20 protein-coding genes are annotated in these 18,247 nt (G+C 59.1%); 4 read left to right on the top strand and 16 right to left on the bottom strand.

Annotation, left to right across the window (positions count from 1 at the left end; genetic code table 11):
* Positions 1-6 precede the first annotated feature (6 nt).
* Positions 7-1,299, bottom strand: coding sequence for a nucleotide sugar dehydrogenase (locus LG409_RS08795; RefSeq protein WP_039177964.1), 1,293 nt, complete (start codon positions 1,297-1,299; stop codon positions 7-9).
* Positions 1,300-1,480: 181 nt separating this feature from the next.
* Between LG409_RS08795 and ubiG the strand changes: the two genes are divergently transcribed.
* Together ubiG and LG409_RS08785 are read left to right on the top strand one after the other, a co-directional pair.
* Positions 1,481-2,224 (top strand): bifunctional 2-polyprenyl-6-hydroxyphenol methylase/3-demethylubiquinol 3-O-methyltransferase UbiG, encoded by a 744-nt coding sequence (gene ubiG, locus LG409_RS08790; protein ID WP_016913825.1) that lies wholly within the window; start codon positions 1,481-1,483, stop codon positions 2,222-2,224.
* The gene (locus LG409_RS08785; protein WP_096923005.1) at positions 2,225-2,896 is read left to right on the top strand and encodes an HAD family hydrolase; all 672 of its coding nucleotides are present in this window, start codon (positions 2,225-2,227) and stop codon (positions 2,894-2,896) included.
* Between the two features lie 54 nt (positions 2,897-2,950).
* Here LG409_RS08785 and LG409_RS08780 read toward each other — a convergent pair whose 3' ends face one another.
* From LG409_RS08780 to LG409_RS08720, 13 genes are all read right to left on the bottom strand, one after another.
* The gene (locus LG409_RS08780; RefSeq protein ID WP_016913823.1) at positions 2,951-3,712 is read right to left on the bottom strand and encodes a YciK family oxidoreductase; all 762 of its coding nucleotides are present in this window, start codon (positions 3,710-3,712) and stop codon (positions 2,951-2,953) included.
* Between the two features lie 27 nt (positions 3,713-3,739).
* A complete protein-coding gene (gene ybgF / locus LG409_RS08775; protein WP_039177973.1) occupies positions 3,740-4,546 on the bottom strand; it encodes a tol-pal system protein YbgF in 807 nt (268 codons plus the stop codon).
* Positions 4,547-4,598: 52 nt separating this feature from the next.
* Positions 4,599-5,138 (bottom strand): peptidoglycan-associated lipoprotein Pal, encoded by a 540-nt coding sequence (gene pal / locus LG409_RS08770; protein ID WP_039177975.1) that lies wholly within the window; start codon positions 5,136-5,138, stop codon positions 4,599-4,601.
* Between the two features lie 45 nt (positions 5,139-5,183).
* On the bottom strand, positions 5,184-6,470 hold the full coding sequence (tolB, locus tag LG409_RS08765; protein ID WP_039177977.1) for a Tol-Pal system beta propeller repeat protein TolB: 1,287 nt from the start codon (positions 6,468-6,470) through the stop codon (positions 5,184-5,186).
* Complete coding sequence (tolA, locus tag LG409_RS08760; RefSeq protein WP_227408034.1) at positions 6,470-7,624, bottom strand: cell envelope integrity protein TolA; 1,155 nt, start codon at positions 7,622-7,624, stop codon at positions 6,470-6,472. Before tolA ends, tolB begins: the two co-directional genes overlap by 1 nt.
* A 13-nt stretch (positions 7,625-7,637) precedes the next feature.
* A complete protein-coding gene (gene tolR, locus LG409_RS08755) occupies positions 7,638-8,075 on the bottom strand; it encodes a protein TolR (RefSeq protein ID WP_016913818.1) in 438 nt (145 codons plus the stop codon).
* 11 nt (positions 8,076-8,086) lie between these two features.
* On the bottom strand, positions 8,087-8,767 hold the full coding sequence (gene tolQ / locus LG409_RS08750) for a protein TolQ (protein WP_227408033.1): 681 nt from the start codon (positions 8,765-8,767) through the stop codon (positions 8,087-8,089).
* A 112-nt stretch (positions 8,768-8,879) separates the two neighbouring features.
* Positions 8,880-9,281: a tol-pal system-associated acyl-CoA thioesterase gene (ybgC, locus tag LG409_RS08745; RefSeq protein ID WP_039177985.1), complete on the bottom strand. Its 402-nt coding sequence runs from the start codon at positions 9,279-9,281 to the stop codon at positions 8,880-8,882.
* Positions 9,278-10,315 (bottom strand): Holliday junction branch migration DNA helicase RuvB, encoded by a 1,038-nt coding sequence (ruvB, locus tag LG409_RS08740; RefSeq protein WP_039177987.1) that lies wholly within the window; start codon positions 10,313-10,315, stop codon positions 9,278-9,280. Before ruvB ends, ybgC begins: the two co-directional genes overlap by 4 nt.
* Positions 10,316-10,398: 83 nt before the next feature.
* Positions 10,399-11,004: a Holliday junction branch migration protein RuvA gene (ruvA, locus tag LG409_RS08735; protein WP_039177989.1), complete on the bottom strand. Its 606-nt coding sequence runs from the start codon at positions 11,002-11,004 to the stop codon at positions 10,399-10,401.
* A gap of 69 nt (positions 11,005-11,073) precedes the next feature.
* Entirely contained in the window at positions 11,074-11,625 is a 552-nt protein-coding gene (ruvC, locus tag LG409_RS08730) for a crossover junction endodeoxyribonuclease RuvC (RefSeq protein WP_096923010.1), read from the bottom strand.
* 99 nt (positions 11,626-11,724) lie between these two features.
* Positions 11,725-13,506, bottom strand: a complete 1,782-nt coding sequence (aspS, locus tag LG409_RS08725; RefSeq protein WP_039177993.1) for an aspartate--tRNA ligase — start codon at positions 13,504-13,506, stop codon at positions 11,725-11,727.
* Positions 13,507-13,571: 65 nt separating this feature from the next.
* Positions 13,572-13,847, bottom strand: coding sequence for an FmdB family zinc ribbon protein (locus LG409_RS08720; RefSeq protein ID WP_016913811.1), 276 nt, complete (start codon positions 13,845-13,847; stop codon positions 13,572-13,574).
* A gap of 199 nt (positions 13,848-14,046) precedes the next feature.
* Here LG409_RS08720 and LG409_RS08715 point away from each other — a divergent pair, with 199 nt between their 5' ends.
* A complete protein-coding gene (locus LG409_RS08715) occupies positions 14,047-15,000 on the top strand; it encodes a D-2-hydroxyacid dehydrogenase (protein WP_227408032.1) in 954 nt (317 codons plus the stop codon).
* A gap of 149 nt (positions 15,001-15,149) precedes the next feature.
* Here the strand turns inward: LG409_RS08715 and LG409_RS08710 are convergent, their stop codons facing one another.
* Positions 15,150-16,049 (bottom strand): YihY/virulence factor BrkB family protein, encoded by a 900-nt coding sequence (locus LG409_RS08710; RefSeq protein ID WP_227408031.1) that lies wholly within the window; start codon positions 16,047-16,049, stop codon positions 15,150-15,152.
* 178 nt (positions 16,050-16,227) lie between these two features.
* On the opposite strand from LG409_RS08710, the gene LG409_RS08705 reads away from it, so the two are divergent.
* Complete coding sequence (locus LG409_RS08705; RefSeq protein ID WP_227408030.1) at positions 16,228-17,322, top strand: bifunctional nicotinamide-nucleotide adenylyltransferase/Nudix hydroxylase; 1,095 nt, start codon at positions 16,228-16,230, stop codon at positions 17,320-17,322.
* On the opposite strand, the gene LG409_RS08700 is transcribed toward LG409_RS08705, so the two are convergent.
* Complete coding sequence (locus LG409_RS08700) at positions 17,319-18,236, bottom strand: LysR substrate-binding domain-containing protein (RefSeq protein ID WP_039178001.1); 918 nt, start codon at positions 18,234-18,236, stop codon at positions 17,319-17,321. The two genes, LG409_RS08705 and LG409_RS08700, sit on opposite strands and share 4 nt — an antisense overlap.
* Positions 18,237-18,247: the final 11 nt, after the last annotated feature.

The following is an 18,247-nucleotide window of genomic DNA, read 5'->3' as shown; positions in this document are numbered from 1 at the left end:
TTTTCCTTAGGGCAACATCGGGTCGGCGCGTCGTCCAATTCCCCGGTAGTGTAGGCCACAGCTGGCGACAAAAGCAGGGTCATAAATATTGCGGCCATCCAGTACCAGTTTTTCTCCCAGCAGCGTCGCCAGGCGATGCCAATCCGGGTTCCAGTAAGTCTTCCATTCCGTCACCAGCATCAAGGCATCTGCCCCTTGGCACGCCTGGTAAGGGTCGCCTTGGACGGTAATCAAGTCATCGCGCTGGCCGACGGCTTCATGCAGGGCCGGCAGTGCTGCCGGGTCATGCAACTTGACCGTTACGCCCTGCGCCCAAAGGGCTTCCAGCAGTGTCAGCACAGGGGCGTGGTCGATTCGTGCCGTTCCTGGCTTGAAGGCAGCCCCCCACACGGCAATCGTCTTGCCCGCCAGGTTACCATCGAAAAACGCCCACAATTTTCTGAACAAGGTCTCTTTCTTTTGCTCGTTGATATCCATGACCTGCTCCAGCAAAGCGGAGTAACGGCCATGCGCCGATTGAACATCGGCCAGGCCCATCAGATCACGGGAGAAATTGGGGCCACCAAAACCACAGCCGGGATAGAGATATTCGAAACCGATTCGGCTATCCGCCCCCATCCCCTGGCGCACATGCTCCACGTCCACACCCAAGGTATCCGCCAAGCCAGCAACTTCATTCATGTAGCTGATACGCGTGGCCAACATACCATTGATGGCCAGCTTGGTCAGTTCAGCCGCTCGGCAGGGCATACGCTGAAACACTTCGCTGCGGCGATTGAAGGCCCGCAACAACTCACGCGTGACCTGCTCACCGTGAGCATCATCACAGCCCAGTAGCCAACGCACCGGCCGAGTGAAAGCGGACCATGCCCGGCCTTCTTCCAACGTGTCAGGCAGCGCTACACGGCTATGCTGATGGCCCATCAACGCATGAAGGCGCTCGGTTTCACCCACAGGGAAAGTCGAGTTATTGATCAGCACGCCGCCTTGATAATCAGCAAACGTGGAACTGTTGAGCAGACGGCGCGCTGAATCACGTTGGCTAGGTGACAGAGCCAGCCAGACCACATCGGGCGCGTGAGACGAGTCGAGTGTTTCGATGACGCGCAGTTGCCCCGACGCCAAGGCCTGTTCCAGCTGCGCCATGAGCGAAGGCTCACGGCGCAGCCAGTCGACCTGAGCCAATGATGACCAGGGCATGTCTTCGTGCAACAGCCAGTCCACCTGATGACCTACCCAGGCGAGGGCGGCAGCCGCCGTTGCGGCACTCAGCTCGCTACCGTGCAGTAATACCCGCATTCAAAGGCTCTCCATGGCAAACAACCGTCGATAAAATAGGGGGTTGGGCATCATGCCTCGCTCCTTTTCATGCGTTCCGCTCCGGGAGTGGTTAGAATACTCCCATACTCAACGATAGAAGGGTGATGGGCAAGGCATTGCCCTCTCCGCTTTATTGCCGACTTGCTCAGGGAGCCATACCATGTCATCGACTCTTCAGGATAGCACCACTGACCGCCTACAGGGCAACGTTGATGCGGCAGAAGTTGCCAAATTTGAAGCACTTGCCAGCCGCTGGTGGGACCCTCACAGTGAGTTCAAGCCACTGCACGACATCAACCCTTTACGGCTGGACTTCATTGATGCTCGCGCTGGCCTGGCAGGCAAACAAGTGCTGGATGTAGGTTGCGGGGGCGGCATCTTGAGCGAAGCCATGGCGCACCGTGGTGCACGCGTGACCGGTATCGACATGGGCGAAGCACCGCTGGGAGTGGCCAGACTGCACGCTGAAGAGAGTGGTGTGGCTATCGACTACCAGCACATCAGTGTCGAAGCACTGGCTGCCCAGCAGCCTGGCACGTTCGATGTGGTCACCTGCATGGAGATGCTGGAGCACGTGCCAGACCCGGCTTCTATCATCCGTGCCTGCAGTCAACTGGTACGGCCAGGCGGCCACGTTTTCTTTTCTACGCTGAACCGTACGCCCAAGTCCTACGCCTTCGCTATCGTCGGTGCCGAATACCTGCTCAAGCTACTTCCCCGTGGCACCCACGACTATGCAAAATTCATTCGCCCCTCCGAAATGGCCCACTGGGCGCGTAGCGCCTCGCTGGAAGTGCGTGAGCAGAGCGGTTTGACCTATAACCCGCTGACACGACATTACCGCCTGGTGGCCCATGACGTATCGGTCAACTACATGATGCACTGTCGCAAGGTGAGCGAATAGATGCGCCCTTCTGCCCCCCACGCCGTGATCTTCGACCTGGATGGCACGCTGGTGGACACAGCGCCGGATCTGGCCGCCGCCACCAATGCCTTGAGAGCCCATCATGGCCTCGCGGCCCTGCCCTTCGAACAGATTCGCGGGCAGGTCTCCAATGGTGGCAGTGCTCTGGTCACGCTGGCTCTGGGTCTTGACAGCGGCAGTGACGAGCATGAGCAGGCGCGTGACTTTCTACTCGATGCCTACGAGCAGAAAGTCGCCGTACACAGCCGCCTGTTTTCTCCACTGGACGTGTGGCTGCATGCCTGGCAAGAACGCGCTCGCCCCTGGGGAATCGTCACCAACAAGCCACGGCGCTATACCGTTCCGTTATTGGATGCCTTGGAACTCACACCTGGGGCACTGCTGTGTGCCGATGACCTGAGCGTCAAGAAACCCGCCCCCGAGCCTCTATGGGAAGCTGCCAAGCGGTTGGGCGTAGCGCCCGAGCGTTGTTGGTACATAGGCGATCATGTCAGGGACATGCAGGCAGCGCGAGCGGCTGGCATGCTGGCCGTTGCGGTGGGCTATGGCTACATCAGTGAAGAGGACGACTATCAGCAGTGGCCTGCCGATGTCTGGTTTGCGACGTGCGAGGAGCTGGTGGCCGCGTTAGACGACCACCACTCCCAGTGACATGCTCATCGGCCCATGGGGCCGATGGCGCACTTGCTGCATCCTTCAGGCAAATCAACTACGCGGCGGCTGGGCATCGTACTTCTGGCCGCTGACCCCTTGGCTGTCCGGGCCCATCAGCCATAGGTAGGTGGGCATGATCTCTTCTGGCGTGCGCAGCGTCAGCGGGTCTTCGCCAGGATAGGCCGAACGCCGCATCTGGGTTCGCGTGGCACCAGGATTGAGCGTGTTCACCCGCACATGCGGCTGATTTTCGAGCTCGTCTGCCAGCACTTCCATGAACCCTTCGGTGGCAAACTTGGAGACTGAGTAGGCGCCCCAATAAGCACGACCTTTACGACCGACGCTAGAGGAGGTAAAGATCACCGACGCGTCATCAGACGCCTGCAGCAGCGGCAACAGCGCCTGCGTCATCCAGATGGGGCCGTTGATGTTCACCTGCATGACCTGTTCCCACAGCTCGGGATTGTACTGGTCGAAGGGGGTGATACGGCCCAACAGCCCTGCATTGTGCAACAAACCATCCAGCCGACCGAACTCGTTGTTCAACGTCTCGGCCATGTCGTGGAAGTCTTTTAACGTAGCGCCTTCGAAGTTCAACGGGAAAATGGCTGGCTGAGGACCGCCTTGAGCTTCGATTTCATCGTAAACGCGTTCCAGCTTGGCAATGGTACGACCAAGCAAAATCACGGTTGCCCCATGTTTGGCATACTCAAGCGCTGCAACACGCCCTATGCCATCGCCCGCACCGGTTACCAACACGACGCGGTTTTCAAGCAAGCCAGGCGCTGGTTGATAGTCGATTTTGCAGTTCATGAGGATTCCTTGATCCAAGAAAGCCGATTAACCGGCTGATTGACGGAGAAAATCATTGGCAAGGCCAGCAGCGCTGCTTTGCGGGTAGTCGTCACGCACTTGCTCCAACAGCTCACGACTGCGTGCCGCTTCCCCTTTACGCGCCTTGACCAGTCCCAGCTTGTAAAGCGCATCAGGCACTTTGGAGCTGCCACTGTATTGCTCGATGACACGTGTAAAGGCCTGATCTGCCGCGTCCAACTCACCTTCTGCCGCGTACAGTTCGCCCAGCCAGTAATGGCCATTGGCAGTCAGGCTGCTGTCCGGGTGGTCGGCCACGAACGATTCGAAAGCCGCAATGGCATCGCCGAACTGGCGCGCCTGCACATGAGCAAAGGCAGCCTGGTAATCGGCCTGAGCGTCGTCACTGACGTTGCGGGTCGATGGGGCCTGGGCTACCTGCTCGGCAACTTCCGGTTCGACTTGGGGCGTGGACTGCTCGATCTGACTGGGGCCGCTGCTCATCAGGCGGTCTTCGATATCCAGATACTGCTGCTGAGACTGTCTACGCAGCTGTTCCAACTGGTGACGCAGCTCTTCGATCTGCCCCCGCAACTGCTGGATTTCCTGCTGGTGCTCTTGAACCTGATTGAACAGCACCAGGTTGCCACCCGAGGACTCCTGACGCTGCGTCTGTTGGTAGAAACCCGAAGAACCAGAAGAGAGATCTTGCACCAGCGGCTGCTGAGCAACGGCGGAGGCAGTAAACAGGGATAAGGGCAATACGGACAGCGGGAGCACCAAGGCTCCCGCACCGCACAGCCTCTCAAAATAGCGTTTGAGACTGTGATTCATTGATAGCTCCGAAAGGCCATTGGCGTGCCTGATGGCAGGCACGCCAACGCTATCAGTAGTTGAAGACTACGCGACGGTTCTGAGAGTAAGCGCTTTCGCTCTGACCGCTCACTGCCGGACGCTCTTCACCATAGCTGACAACGCTCATCTGTGAAGGAGAAACGCCCTGAATGTTCAGGAAGCGCTGCACGGCTCCGGCACGACGCTCGCCGAGGGCCATGTTGTATTCACGCGTACCGCGCTCATCGGTGTGGCCATGCAGAACGACGCGCGCGTTCGGGTTGGCACGCAGGTAGCGAGCATGTGCCATGACGACGGACTCATATTCGCTCTTGATGGTATCGCGGTCAAAATCGAAGTAGATGGTACGCACTTCGGGAATACGCGAGTCGGCTTGCTGACCAGCACCCGAGCCAGTGGTGGAACCATACTGACCACCCGCACCTGCGCCCGACGTGCCAGACCCTACGCTGCTGCCAGACTGGCTGCCGTAGGCGTCCCCGTCCTGGGATCCGCCGGTGCTGGAACAGCCAGCGATCACTACGATAGATAACGCTACTGCCAATGAGCGAGCCAACGGCTTAAGTTGCATAATCAGACTCCTTGCCTGAAAACAGAGTTTAGTGCTGTTCATTCGTTAATTTAAAAAAGGTGACCATGCAGGGTCACGCACTTCGCCTTGTGCTGCTGGCAGCCTGAACGATGAACGGCCATCGGCTGAAACGGCACTGAGCACACCCGCACTACCCTGCTGGGTAGCGAAGATTACCATGGTACCGTTCGGTGCAACACTAGGAGATTCATCTCTTGTCGATTCGCTCAAGACCACTAAGCGACCACCGCCAAGATCCTGCTTGGCAACCTGATAACCCCGGCTTGAACGATGGATGAAGAAGATCTCTTCACCGTCGGGAGAGAAGCGGGCACGGGCATTATAGTTACCTGTGAACGTAATGCGATTAGTTTCGCCGCTACCCAGCGAATATTGATAAATCTGCGGCCCACCGCTGCGGTCAGAAGTGAAAATCAGGCTGCGGCCATCGGGTGACCATGCAGGCTCGGTGTCGATGCTGTTGCTTTGGGTGACACGCTCCACGGAGCGGTTGGCCACATCCAGAATATAGATTTCAGGCTGACCATCCTTTGACAGCGACATGGCAATGCGACGGCCATCGGGCGACCAGGTAGGCGCGCCATTGATGCCGTCGAACGACGTCGCCTGCACACGCTGGCCGGTGGCCACGTCCTGAATGTAGATGGCGGCCTGGCCAGACTCGAAAGACACATACGCCAGTTTACGTCCATCCGGTGACCATGCTGGCGACATGATGGGCTGGTCAGAGGTCAGCACTTGCTGGCTTCTGCGGCCATCGGCATCGGCCACGTAGAGGCCGAACTGCATGTTGTCGCCCACGCCTTGCGCAGTCACATAGGCAATGCGCGTGGAGAATGCGCCACGAATATCCGTGATCGCTTCGAAGATCTCATCGCTGATATAGTGCGCCGCACCACGCAGATCATTACTGTTGGCGGTGACGGTTTCACTCAGGATGGGACGCTGACCACTGATATCCATCAGGTCGAACTGCAGCTCATAGCCACTGCCCGATTGGCGCGCTCGGCCTACTACCAGATAGCGGACATCCAATGAACGCCAAGTGCCGAACTGAACGTCGCTGGCCTGGCTGGGGCGCTCGAACATGGCGCCTCTATCCAGCGGTGAAAAGAAGCCGCTGCGCTCGAGGTTGTCCTGGATGATCTGAGCCACGTCTTCCGGGAAGCCTTCGCCTCCCTCGAACGGGACCACGCCAATGGGCAGCGCACGGTCACTGCCACGGGTTATTTCAATGGTCAGGTTTGCGCTTGCCACACTGCTGATCAACAGCAGTACGCAAAAAAGCCACACTTTGCTCAACGTTTGCATCAGCGAACATCCCCCGGGGTAAATCGCAGATTAAATTGACGTAAATTGCGCTGCTGATCCGCTGGCAAGTCGCGTAACTCGCCAAACGGTGCTGCATGTTCGACCGCCTGCATTGCCGACCGGTCAAAGGCACTGTCGCCACTTGAAGTGACCACCGATGTGGCAAGCAGTTCGCCAGATGGTCCAAGCCTTACCTGTATGGTAGCACTCATCGAGTTGCTTGCTCCCGGCGGAATGACCCAGGCCTGCTCAACGGCTCGCCGCACGATGTTGATAAAGCTGTTTGCCGCCTGCTGGGCCTGCTGAGCATTGGCAGCCGCTTCGGCTTCACCCGCCAACTGGCGCTGCATGGCCGCTTCTGCCGCTTCGGCAGCACGTCGCTCCTCAGCCTCACGCTGACGCTGGGCTTCTGCTTCAGCCTCCCGCTGGCGTTGGGCTTCTGCTTCAGCCTCCCGCTGACGTTGGGCTTCTGCTTCGGCTTCCCGCTGGCGTTGGGCTTCTGCTTCGGCTTCCCGCTGGCGTTGGGCTTCTGCTTCGGCCTCCCGCTGGCGCTGGGCTTCTGCTTCGGCCTCCCGCTGGCGCTGGGCTTCTGCTTCCCGCTGGCGCTGGGCTTCTGCTTCCCGCTGGCGCTGGGCTTCTGCTTCGGCTTCCCGCTGGGCTTCCGCCTCGGCTTGGCGTTGGGCTTCTGCTTCTTCCCGGGCGCGCTGCTCAGCGGCCTGCTCTTCTGCTGCCCGCTGAGCTTCCTGCTCGCGCCGCTGGGCCTCTGCTTCGGCCTCGGCCTGGGCTTCGGCCAGCTCACGGGCTTGCTGCTCTGCACGGGCTGCGGCTTCTGCCTCGCGCTGCGCCGCCGCGGCAGCCTCTGCTTCAGCTGCCTGCTCTGCGGGGCTAGGTGCTTCAGGTGCTGGCTCGCTCTCGGCCGGCTCGGTCGCACTGTTCAGCGCGGCCTGCTGCTCGGTGACCTGCTGCGCCTGATCGGTAAAGGTTTCCGTGCTGACAAAAGTGGCCTGCACGATCGATGAGGAGTCGGGCTCTGCAGGCGTGCTGGGTAGCCGAATCAGCGTGAACGCAATCACGACGAGATGCACGCCAATCGCCAGAACCGTCGGCAATGTGTAGCCGACATCCTGGGGGTCGCGTGGTGGTTTCACTGCCATCGGTGACTCGCCCTTAGCCATCTTGCGGCGGCTCTGAGAGCAGCCCAACGTTCGCCACACCAGAGCGTTGCAGGGTGCTCATCAACATGACGACCTGGCCATAAGGCACGCTACGGTCGCCCCTGACCATGACAGGGGTGCCAGGTCGCCGTTGGAGAATGGCAATGACGCGTTCGGAAATCTGCTCCAAAGAGACATTGCTGGTGTCTTCACCCAAGGTGATGAAGTAGCCACCGTCACGATCCACCGAAATGATGATCGGATCACTGTCTTCTTGAGTCTCGATAGGTTCCGAAGTGACCTGCGGCAAATCCACCTGTACGCCTTGCGTCAACATGGGCGCCGTGATCATGAAAATGACCAGCAGCACCAGCATGACATCGATGAAGGGGACGACATTGATCTCCCCCATGGGCTTTTTCTTGCCGCCGCGATTAAACGAACCTTGCATGACGAACTCCTTTAGCGGGCATCGGGCTTGCCGTCGCGACCTTGCAAGTTGCGATGCAGGATCGCATGGAATTCTTCAGCAAAATTTTCGTACTTGCCCAACAGGCGAGAGGCTTCGTTGGAAAGGCGGTTATAGAAGATAACGGCAGGAATCGCTGCCAGAAGACCCATGGCGGTGGCGATCAGGGCTTCGGCAATCCAGGGCGCCACGGTGGCCAAAGTGGCTTGCTGGGTCATGGAAAGCGACTGGAACGAGCCCATGATGCCCCACACCGTACCAAACAGGCCGACATAAGGGCTGACCGATGCCACGGTGGCCAGAAAAATCAGGTGCTGGGTAAGGCGATCCTCTTCCCGCGACCAGGCAACGCGCATGCTGCGCTGAACGCCTTCGAGGATCGTGTCGGCATTACGCGTCTTGGGCATCAGACGGTTGAACTCGCGAAAGCCGGACTGGAAGATATGCTCCGCGCCGTGGCGTGGGTCATCGGCAGGAATTTCGCGGTACAGTTCATTGAGGTCGACACCCGACCAGAATGACTCTTCGAATTGATTGTACTCCTGCTTGGCACGACGCAATGCCATGCTGCGCTGGAAAATCACCACCCAAGAGAGGATCGACCCCACCACCAGCAGTAACATGACGAGCTGCACGACGGTGCTGGCACTCATTATCAAGTGGGGTATGGACATGGTGTTATCGTTCACAGTTGCCCTCTTCAATCTATTGGCGTCGACATGGCGACATGGGTAGCGGTGGTCATTTCACCGGGTTTAGCTAGCACGAGATCACACTGAAGGTCGGCTAGTGAGCCGACACAGAAAGATCGAGCGATGCAGGCCACGCTTTGGGCCGTAAGGTATCAGCGCTCAAACAGGCTATCTCGACTGTGGCGGAGCACAAGAGTTCCTTGTCTCGCCACACCTGCTGCTCGAATGTCATTCGACAACGGCCTTGATTGGCCATGGTGGCCGTTACGGTCAGCGCATCGTCGAGACGTGCTGGCTTGGCATAGCGGCAGGCAATGCGGTATACCACTAGCTGCGTCCCTTCGTCTAGCAGCGTTTGCTGATTCAGCCCCAATTCTCTCAACCATTCACTGCGGGCGCGTTCCATAAACTTCAGATAGTTAACGTAGTAGACAATACCGCCCGCGTCAGTATCTTCTATGTAAACGCGCACTGGCATCGCAAAACCATCGGTCATGGCCGCCGCTCCCCTTCTGCATTCATGGCACTGTCGGGCGCTATACGCTCGAAATGTTGCCACGCCTGGCGCGTCACCACCCGACCACGTGGCGTACGCATCATCAGGCCCTGCTGAATCAGGTAAGGCTCGATCACGTCCTCGATGGTATCGCGCTCCTCGCCAATCGCCGCCGACAGCGAATCGACCCCGACAGGCCCACCGTCGAACTTGTCGATCATGGCCAGCAGCAGGCGGCGATCCATATGGTCCAGGCCATGATGGTCGACGTTGAGCATGTTCAAGGCGGCATCGGCAAGGGTCACATCGACCACCCCGTTGCCCTTGATCTCGGCATAGTCACGTACGCGGCGCAGCAGGCGATTGGCGATGCGAGGCGTCCCCCGCGAGCGCCGTGCAATTTCCACCGCGCCTTCTCGGCTGGTTTCCACCCCTAGCAGGCGTGCCGAACGGGCGACGATTTCCGTCAGCTCTTCGAGATTGTAGAACTCCAGACGCTGGACGATACCGAAGCGATCGCGCAGCGGCGAGGTCAGCAGCCCTGCTCGCGTGGTCGCCCCCACCAGCGTAAAGCGGGGAAGGTCGAGCTTGATGGAGCGCGCCGCAGGCCCTTCACCAATCATGATGTCGAGCTGAAAGTCTTCCATGGCGGGATAGAGGACCTCTTCCACCACGGGCGAAAGGCGATGTATCTCATCGATGAACAGAACGTCACCCGGCTCCAGGTTGGTCAGCATCGCAGCCAGATCCCCGGCCCGCTCGAGCACCGGCCCGGAAGTCGACTTCAGGCCGACCCCCATTTCGGTGGCGATGATATTGGCCAGCGTGGTCTTGCCAAGGCCTGGTGGGCCAAACACCAGCGTGTGGTCGAGGCTCTCTTCCCGCAATCTGGCCGCGCCAATAAAGATTTCCAGCTGCTCACGGACTCGGGGCTGGCCAATGTAGTCCCGAAGGCGCTTGGGCCGAATGGCGTGATCGATGCGAACTTCCCCGTGCTCCGGTTCAGCGGCGATCAATCGGTCATGTTCTAGCATGTCAACTCTTCTACTGGATCTGATCAACGCCGGAGCGACACGAGGTCCGGCACGCGGTGTATCAAGTGGAATTTGCGTTGCGCTCAGCCACTCATGCGCTGAGTCAGCGCCGCCTTGATCAACGCTTCGGTGGATTGATTAGGATCTACATCGGCCAGCATTTTAGCAGCTTCGGTCAGCTTGTAGCCGAGGCTGACCAGCGCTGCCTCTGCATCGGCCAAACTGTCGCGCGGGGCTGGACGGCCACTGGTGGCCTCCAGGGCCAACGGGGCATGGCTCTGCTCCCAGTCGGGAAAGCGATCACGCATGTCGATGATCAGCCGTTCGGCCGTCTTTTTGCCCACCCCAGGCAAACGGGTCAATGCCTTGCTGTCATCGTCACGCACGCAGCGCATGAAGGCGTCCTCATCCATCCCCGAGAGAATCGCCAGCGCCAGTTTGGGGCCTACACCACTGACCTTGATCAAGGCGCGAAACAGCGCACGCTCATGCTCACGGCCGAAGCCATACAGCAAATGGGCATCGTCGCGAATGGTCAAGTGCGTATATAACGAGACGTTTTCACCTGGCGCAGGCAGCGCCACCAGCGTGTTCATGGAGGCTTCCAGTTCGTAGCCAACGCCATGGACATCCACCACGATCCAGGGGGGATGCTTCTCGATCAATAAACCAGTTAACCGACCAATCATAGGGGTGCTCGCGGGTAGTGAAAACGGTAAGCCACTATAAAGCGACTCTGTACAGATGACCAGTAACGGCTATAGCCGCCAACGCCCCGTAGAGCGTCGTTTGCCCTGTTTGGCCGCGGGGGGCACTCGACCACTTCCGGTGAACGCATGGGTCAAGGCAATGGCCAGCGCGTCGGCCGCATCGGCTTGAGGCGTGGCGGTCAACTGCAACAGCGTCGTCACCATGTGCTGCACCTGTGTTTTCTCGGCACCCCCATGTCCCGTGACGGCCTGCTTGATATGCCGGGCAGCATACTCGGAAATACTCAGCCCATGGTTGGCCAGGCATACCAGCGCGGCGCCTCGAGCTTGGCCCAGCTTTAGCGCCGAGTCGGCATTCTTGGCCATGAACACACGCTCTACCGCGACTGCTTCAGGTCGATACAGGCCGATCACTTCCCCGAGCCCGGCATAGATCTGCGCCAAGCGCTGCTCCAGCGCCCCATCAGAGGTACGTATACAGCCGCTGGCCACATAGCGAGGCTTCATGCCGATCAGGTCAATGACGCCGTAGCCGGTAATCCGTGACCCAGGGTCGATACCCATGATTCGAACGACTGCCACGGACTGATGTCCTTCCATGTACTGACTCCTGGTAACGCGATGGCAGATAAGGTGACACATAACAAAACACCGACGCAGAGCGTCGGTGTTGGCTACCTCTGGCAGGCGACAGAGCGTTTACTCGCCTGTGGTCTCCGCCTTGGCCTTTTGGCGCAGTCGAATGCTCAGCTCCTTGAGCTGCTCGGGGCTGACTTCGCCGGGGGCGTCGGTCATCAAGCAGCCAGCGCTTTGCGTTTTCGGGAAGGCGATCACTTCACGGATGGTTTTGGCACCGACCATCAGCATGACCAGGCGATCCAGACCAAAAGCCAAACCACCATGGGGCGGTGCACCGTACTGCAAGGCATCCAGCAGGAAGCCGAATTTCTCCTGCGCTTCCTCCTGGCCAATACCCAGAATGTCGAATACGGTGCTTTGCATGGACTGATCGTGGATACGAATGGAACCACCGCCCAGCTCAGTACCGTTCAATACCATGTCGTAAGCACGCGATAGTGCGGCGGCCGGGTTGGCCTTGAGCTCTTCCGGCGTGCAGGAAGGCGCCGTGAAGGGATGGTGCAGCGGGCTCAGGCGGCCTTGATCATCGGCTTCGAACATCGGGAAATCGACCACCCAGAGCGGCGCCCAGGGCTGGGTATACATGGCCAGATCAGCGCCCAGCTTGACACGCAGTGCGCCGATGGCTTCGTTGACGATGCGCGTTTTGTCGGCACCGAAGAAGATGATGTCACCATCTTCTGCACCCACGCGATCGAGCAGTTCCTCGACGACGTTCTCCATGAACTTGACGATGGGCGACTGCAGGCCTTCCAGCCCTTTGGCGCGCTCGTTGACTTTGATCCAGGCCAGGCCCTTGGCGCCGTAGATACCGACGAATTTGGTGTATTCGTCGATCTCTTTGCGCGACAGCTTCGCTCCACCCGGCACACGCAAGGCAGCTACACGGCCATCTTCCGCGCTGGCAGGACCAGAGAACACCTTGAAATCCACCTGCTGCATCAGGTCATCGACATCCGTCAGCTCCAACGGAATGCGCAGGTCCGGTTTGTCGGAGCCGAAGCGATCCATGGCTTCCTGCCAAGTCATGCGCGGGAACTCCGGCAGCTCGACATCCAGCACTTCCTGGAACAGCTGGCGGATCATGGCTTCGGTGATGCCCATGATATCGTTTTCCTCGACGAACGAGGCCTCGATATCGATCTGGGTAAACTCTGGCTGACGGTCGGCACGCAGGTCTTCGTCACGGAAGCACTTGGCAATCTGGTAGTAGCGGTCAAAGCCCGCCACCATCAGCAGCTGTTTGAACAGCTGCGGCGACTGCGGCAGTGCAAAAAAGCTACCCGCATGGGTGCGGCTCGGCACCAGGTAGTCGCGGGCACCTTCGGGTGTCGCGCGGGTCAGGATGGGCGTTTCGATGTCCAGAAACCCCTGGCCTTCGAGAAACGCACGAACGCTGTGCGAAATACGTGAACGCAGGCGCAGCTTCTCGATCATGTCCGGGCGGCGCAGGTCGATGTAACGATGCTTCAAGCGCACCTCTTCACCCACCTTGCCATGCTCGTCCAGCTGGAAAGGCGGCGTGAGGGCAGTGTTGAGCACCTCGACTTCCTTGGCCAGCACTTCGATCATGCCAGTCGGCATGTTGGGGTTCTGAGTGCCTTCGGGACGCAGGCGAACACGCCCTGTAATACGCAGAACATATTCACTGCGCGCACGGTCGGCATTAGCAAACGCCTCGGCGGTATCGGGGTCGACGACGAATTGCGCAATCCCATCGCGGTCGCGCATGTCGAGAAAGATAACCCCACCGTGATCACGACGGCGATGTACCCAACCGCAGACGGTGACCGTTTGATCCACCAATGTTTCGTTCAGCTGGCCGCAATAATGGCTGCGCATGTCTCTTCCTGTTCTGTTGCGTGACTATGTAAGGGGTCGCCAACTACCTCGGCTGACCGCCGCGGCTAAGCCGCGGCGCCTTTGCTGGGGGATGGCGTGCTGGTGTCGCTGGACGAAGAGCCAGCCGAGCCACCGCCAGCAGCAAGGTTCTTTTTGCTACCGGTTTTGAAATCGGTTTCGTACCAGCCGCCACCGGCCAGACGAAAGCCTGCCGCAGACACCAGCCGTTCGAGGTCATCCTGCTGGCAAGCGGGGCATTGAGTCAGCGGATCAGCGCTGACCTTCTGTAGTTTTTCCATGCGATGGCCGCAGGCCTTGCACTCGTACTCATAGATAGGCATGTTGAGGGCTCCTGAAAAGCACAACGTCAACAGACTGATATTTACAGAAAAGTGGCGAACGACTAGGCCGCCGAGCTGACAATATGTGGCCTGCTGGGATAAATTCCAAGACTGCGGTTGATAGCGCGAACATTATACCCTTTTGTGCCCCCTGCCGGGCAAGGCCAAGCGCCACTTGGCAGCCAATGGAGAAAACAACATGCCTCATGCGGTAATGCTGGATGCAGAAAGCCTGGGCCCCCATATCGACCTGACGCCGATTCGTGAGGCCGTCGATCACCTGGAAACCTATCAACAAAGCACCCCGGAGCAGGCCCACGAGCGCCTGAAAAACGCGGATATTGCCATCGTCAACAAGGTCACACTGGACGCCGACACGTTGTCGCAGTTGCCTTCGCTACGGCTGATCTGCGTCCTGGCCACGGGATTGAACAATATCGATCTTGACGCAGCCAAAGCTCATGGCATCGTCGTCAAGAACGTCTCCGCCTACGGCACGGCCAGTGTCTCTCAGCACACGCTGATGCTGATGCTGTCGCTGGCCAATCGCCTGCCGCGCTATCAGGCAGATATCGCCGCAGGAGCTTGGCAGAAAAGTGATTTCTTCTGCCTCCAGAACCACCCGACGCTGCAGCTGGCTGGCAAGCAACTGGTCATGGTAGGCAGTGGCGAACTGGGCTCGGAAGTCGCTCGTCTGGCCGAGGCCTTCGGCATGCAAGTGACCTTCGCCGCGCGTCCTGGCAACGAAGCCGCCGATAAGCGCCCGGCTCTGGACGACCTGCTGCCCAACGCCGATGTCATCAGCCTGCACTGCCCCCTGAACGACGACACACGACATTTGATCAATCAAGCGCGTTTGGCCAAGGCCAAGCCTTCACTGCTGCTGGTCAACTGCGCGCGCGGCGGCATCATCGACGAAGAGGCCGCTCTGGAGGCGCTGCGCAAAGGAGCGCTGGGCGGGCTGGCCGTTGACGTGCTGCCCGCCGAGCCCCCCCGCCAGGGGCATGCGCTACTGGATGCCTTGGCAGCAGGAGAGCCGCTCAATTTGATCGTCACGCCGCATAACGCCTGGATCACCCCCGAAGCGCGTCAGAACATCGTCTTGCTGTCGGCGAAAAACATCACTGACTGGCAGGCAGAGCAGTCCGCCTGAGGCGGTAATACGTCAAAACGTCGCAAAATGCCCAGAAGCGTGATGTAGGGCCAGGGGTTCCATTGATACGTGGGTCACCCTGGCCCCTTGAACCTTCCCTGGCACCATTCCACGCAGACAGCACTGCGACAATGGCAACCTCCTGTTCATCAAAGCAATTCTTGGCGTACCAATACCGCACTGTTGCGGGGCACCAGAGGGCGCCCTCGGCGCAGCAGCAGCGAACGGGTAAACGATGCACCGAACAACAGTATCAAGGAACTGTAGTAGACCCACAGTAGGATCATCACTACCGAGCCCGCGGCACCATAGGTAGATGCGGTGGCCGTATAGGCCAGATAGATGGCGATCAGGCTGCGGCCTATCGTGAACAGAATCGCCGTCACCAGCGCGCCGATCAGCACGTCCTGCCAACGCAATACCACATCGGGCAGCACTTTGAAGATAGTGGCAAACAACAAGGTCACCATGGCCAGCGAAATGAGCGACTCGACAGTGGTGGTGACGATAGTCGCTATGGGCAGCAGGTCACTGGTGGCGTGCAGCATGCTGCGCAGGAAAACGCCCAGCACCAGAGAAACGAGCAGAATGAAGCCAATCGAAAGCACGACGGTCAGCGACAGCAGGCGCGTCTTGATGAAAATGAAGGCGCTGTTGCTGGTAGGCTTGGCCGTGACGCCCCAGATGGTATTGAGTGAAAACTGCATCTGAGCAAAGACCGTGGTGGCACCCACCAGGAGCGCAACCACCCCTAAAACAGTAGGCAGAAGCCCGGACTCTTCGATACGCGACTGGGCAACCGCCTGTTCCACCGCCTGGGCCGCCTCGGCCCCTAACGTGCCTTGAAGCTGCGCCACGATTTGCCCTTGAGCAGCATCTTCCCCCAGCACCACCCCGATCACAGTGACAGCAATGATGATCGTCGGAGCCAGCGAAAAAAGCGTATAGAACGCCAGCGAACCAGCGTAGCTGAAAGCATTGCGCTCCAGCCATAGAGAGATTGCATCTTGTACCACGTTCCACCAGAAAACGAGCGTGCGCTTCAGCATAGTTATTCCCTTTAAAACCATTCCCAGCGTCCTTTTTTATAACGCCACTATCACTATCAATAGGTAAGCATACCGAATGAAACCGTTGAGCGCAGGGTTTGATGCATTGCACAGAAGTGACTCACTGACCATAATGGCCACGCCTGATGGCCAACTGACCAGCGCGCAAGGACACCCCATGACACCGGATGCTGCCCTCCCCCCTTCGAACCATGAGTTTGACTGCCTAGTCTTCATTGGTCGTTTTCAGCCGCCACATCTGGGGCATTTGGCCATCATCCGCGAAGCGCTCAAACAGGCGCGTCAGGTCATCGTCATGGTCGGCTCTTCGTGGCAAGCGCGTTCGTTACGCAATCCCTGGCACTTCAATGAACGCCAAGCCATGATCCGCTCGGGATTCGACGAAGCCGAGAACCGCCGCCTGGAAATCACCCCACTGCTGGACGCTCTTTACAATGACGATGTCTGGGTGCGGGATGTGCAACGCAAGGTGCGTGACCTGGCTACCCCCGCCAAGGCTCGTCTGCCACGTATCGGACTGATCGGAGCCAGCCGTGGCCAATCGAGCTACTATCTTTCGCTGTTTCCTCAGTGGGAATCGGTCAGCGTTCCGCTGGTGGAAGGCATTTCAGCCAGCCAGATTCGAGAACGGCTGTTTCGCTCCCCGGACGCCACCGGCGACTATCTGAGCACTGGCGCTTATCATGATCTTCCCCCGGGGGTGGTCAGAAGCGTAGGACAGTTCTGCAAGGGTGATGCTTATCATCAGTTGCTGGAGGAGCAGCATTTGCTGGACCAGTATCGCCAGGCCTGGGCAAAAGCCCCTTACCCGCCCATCTTCGTGACGGTAAATGCCGTGGTGGTGCAATCTGGCCATGTATTGCTGGTGAAGCGCACTGCCGCCCCTGGCAAGGGGCTGTTCGCGCTGCCCGGCGGCTTCATCAACCCTCACGAACGCTTGCTGGATGCCTGCCTGCGCGAGCTGCGCGAACGCTTGCGGCTCAAAGTGCCGGAACCGGTGCTGAAGGGCTCGCTACGCGGCCAGCGTCTGTTCGATGAGCCACACCGCAGTTGGCGAGGGCGAACGCTCGCCGAAGCTTTCTATTTTGCGCTGACCCCCGACCAGCAGCTACCTCGCCTGAAGCCGGTCAAAGGCGGCGAGCATGCCCGCTGGGTGGCGTTGGCCGACCTGGAGCCGGAAAGTCTGTTTGAAGACCACTTCTTCATCATTCAAAACTTTCTAGGGCTACCGGCCAACCTGGGCGGCGTTTAGCCCTGCAGAAAATCGCGCGGCAGCTTCATCATTTGCCGCCATAGGCGCTCTACCCCGGGCTTGTGCACCAGCGAGCAACGATACAAACGGATCTCCAGAGGAATATCCCACCCCTCATCTCCTGCCCGAACCAGCCGACCGCTCTTCAGCTCTTCACGGATGCAGAAATCGGGAATCCAGGCCACGCCGACTCCTTGCAACACCATGCCCTTCAGGCCCTCGGCCATGGCCGTTTCGTACACCGTGCGCAGCTTCATGCGTAGCGGATCGTTCTTCAGCAGCATGCGCACGCTACGCCCCAGGAAAGCACCCTGTGTGTAGGCCAGGTAGGGAATCGACTGATCACGCTGCAGCGAGAACAGCGGCTTGCCCTGCTCATCAGGGAGCGACACGGGCAACATCTTGACCTTGCCAATCGAAAAGGACGGGAACACTTCGGCGTCCAGCTGCATGGTGGCAAACGGGTCATAGTAAGCCAGCATGAGGTCACAGTTGCCTTCCCGCAGAACGTGAATCGCCTCGCCCACATTCATGGCCACCAACCGCGTCGGCAGCTCGCCCAAACCCTTCTGCAGCCGCGAGATCCAGGGCGGATAAAAACTCAACGCCAAGGAGTGCGCGGCCACGATATCCAGCGCCTCATTGGCAATCGAGAGGCCACGCAAATGGCTGAGTGATTCATTGAGTTGCTCTACCAGGTTGCGCGCAGTGACCAAAAAAAGCTGGCCTTCCGAGGTGAGCCCTATGGGTGTCGTCGAGCGGTCCACCAAGGTGACTCCCACCGCTTGTTCCAGCGCCCTGATGCGACGACTAAAGGCAGGTTGGGTCACATGGCGCTGCCTGGCAGACGCAGAAAAACTGCGCGTGTTGGCCAGTGCCACAAAATCTTCTAACCATTTTGTTTCAAGATTCACCCAACACTCCC

Source organism: Halomonas sp. NyZ770 (genome assembly GCF_020616575.1).
Taxonomy (GTDB): Bacteria; Pseudomonadota; Gammaproteobacteria; order Pseudomonadales; family Halomonadaceae; genus Vreelandella; species Vreelandella hamiltonii.
Note: the sequence above shows the minus strand (reverse complement) of the source record. Positions and strands in the feature narration are given on the sequence as shown.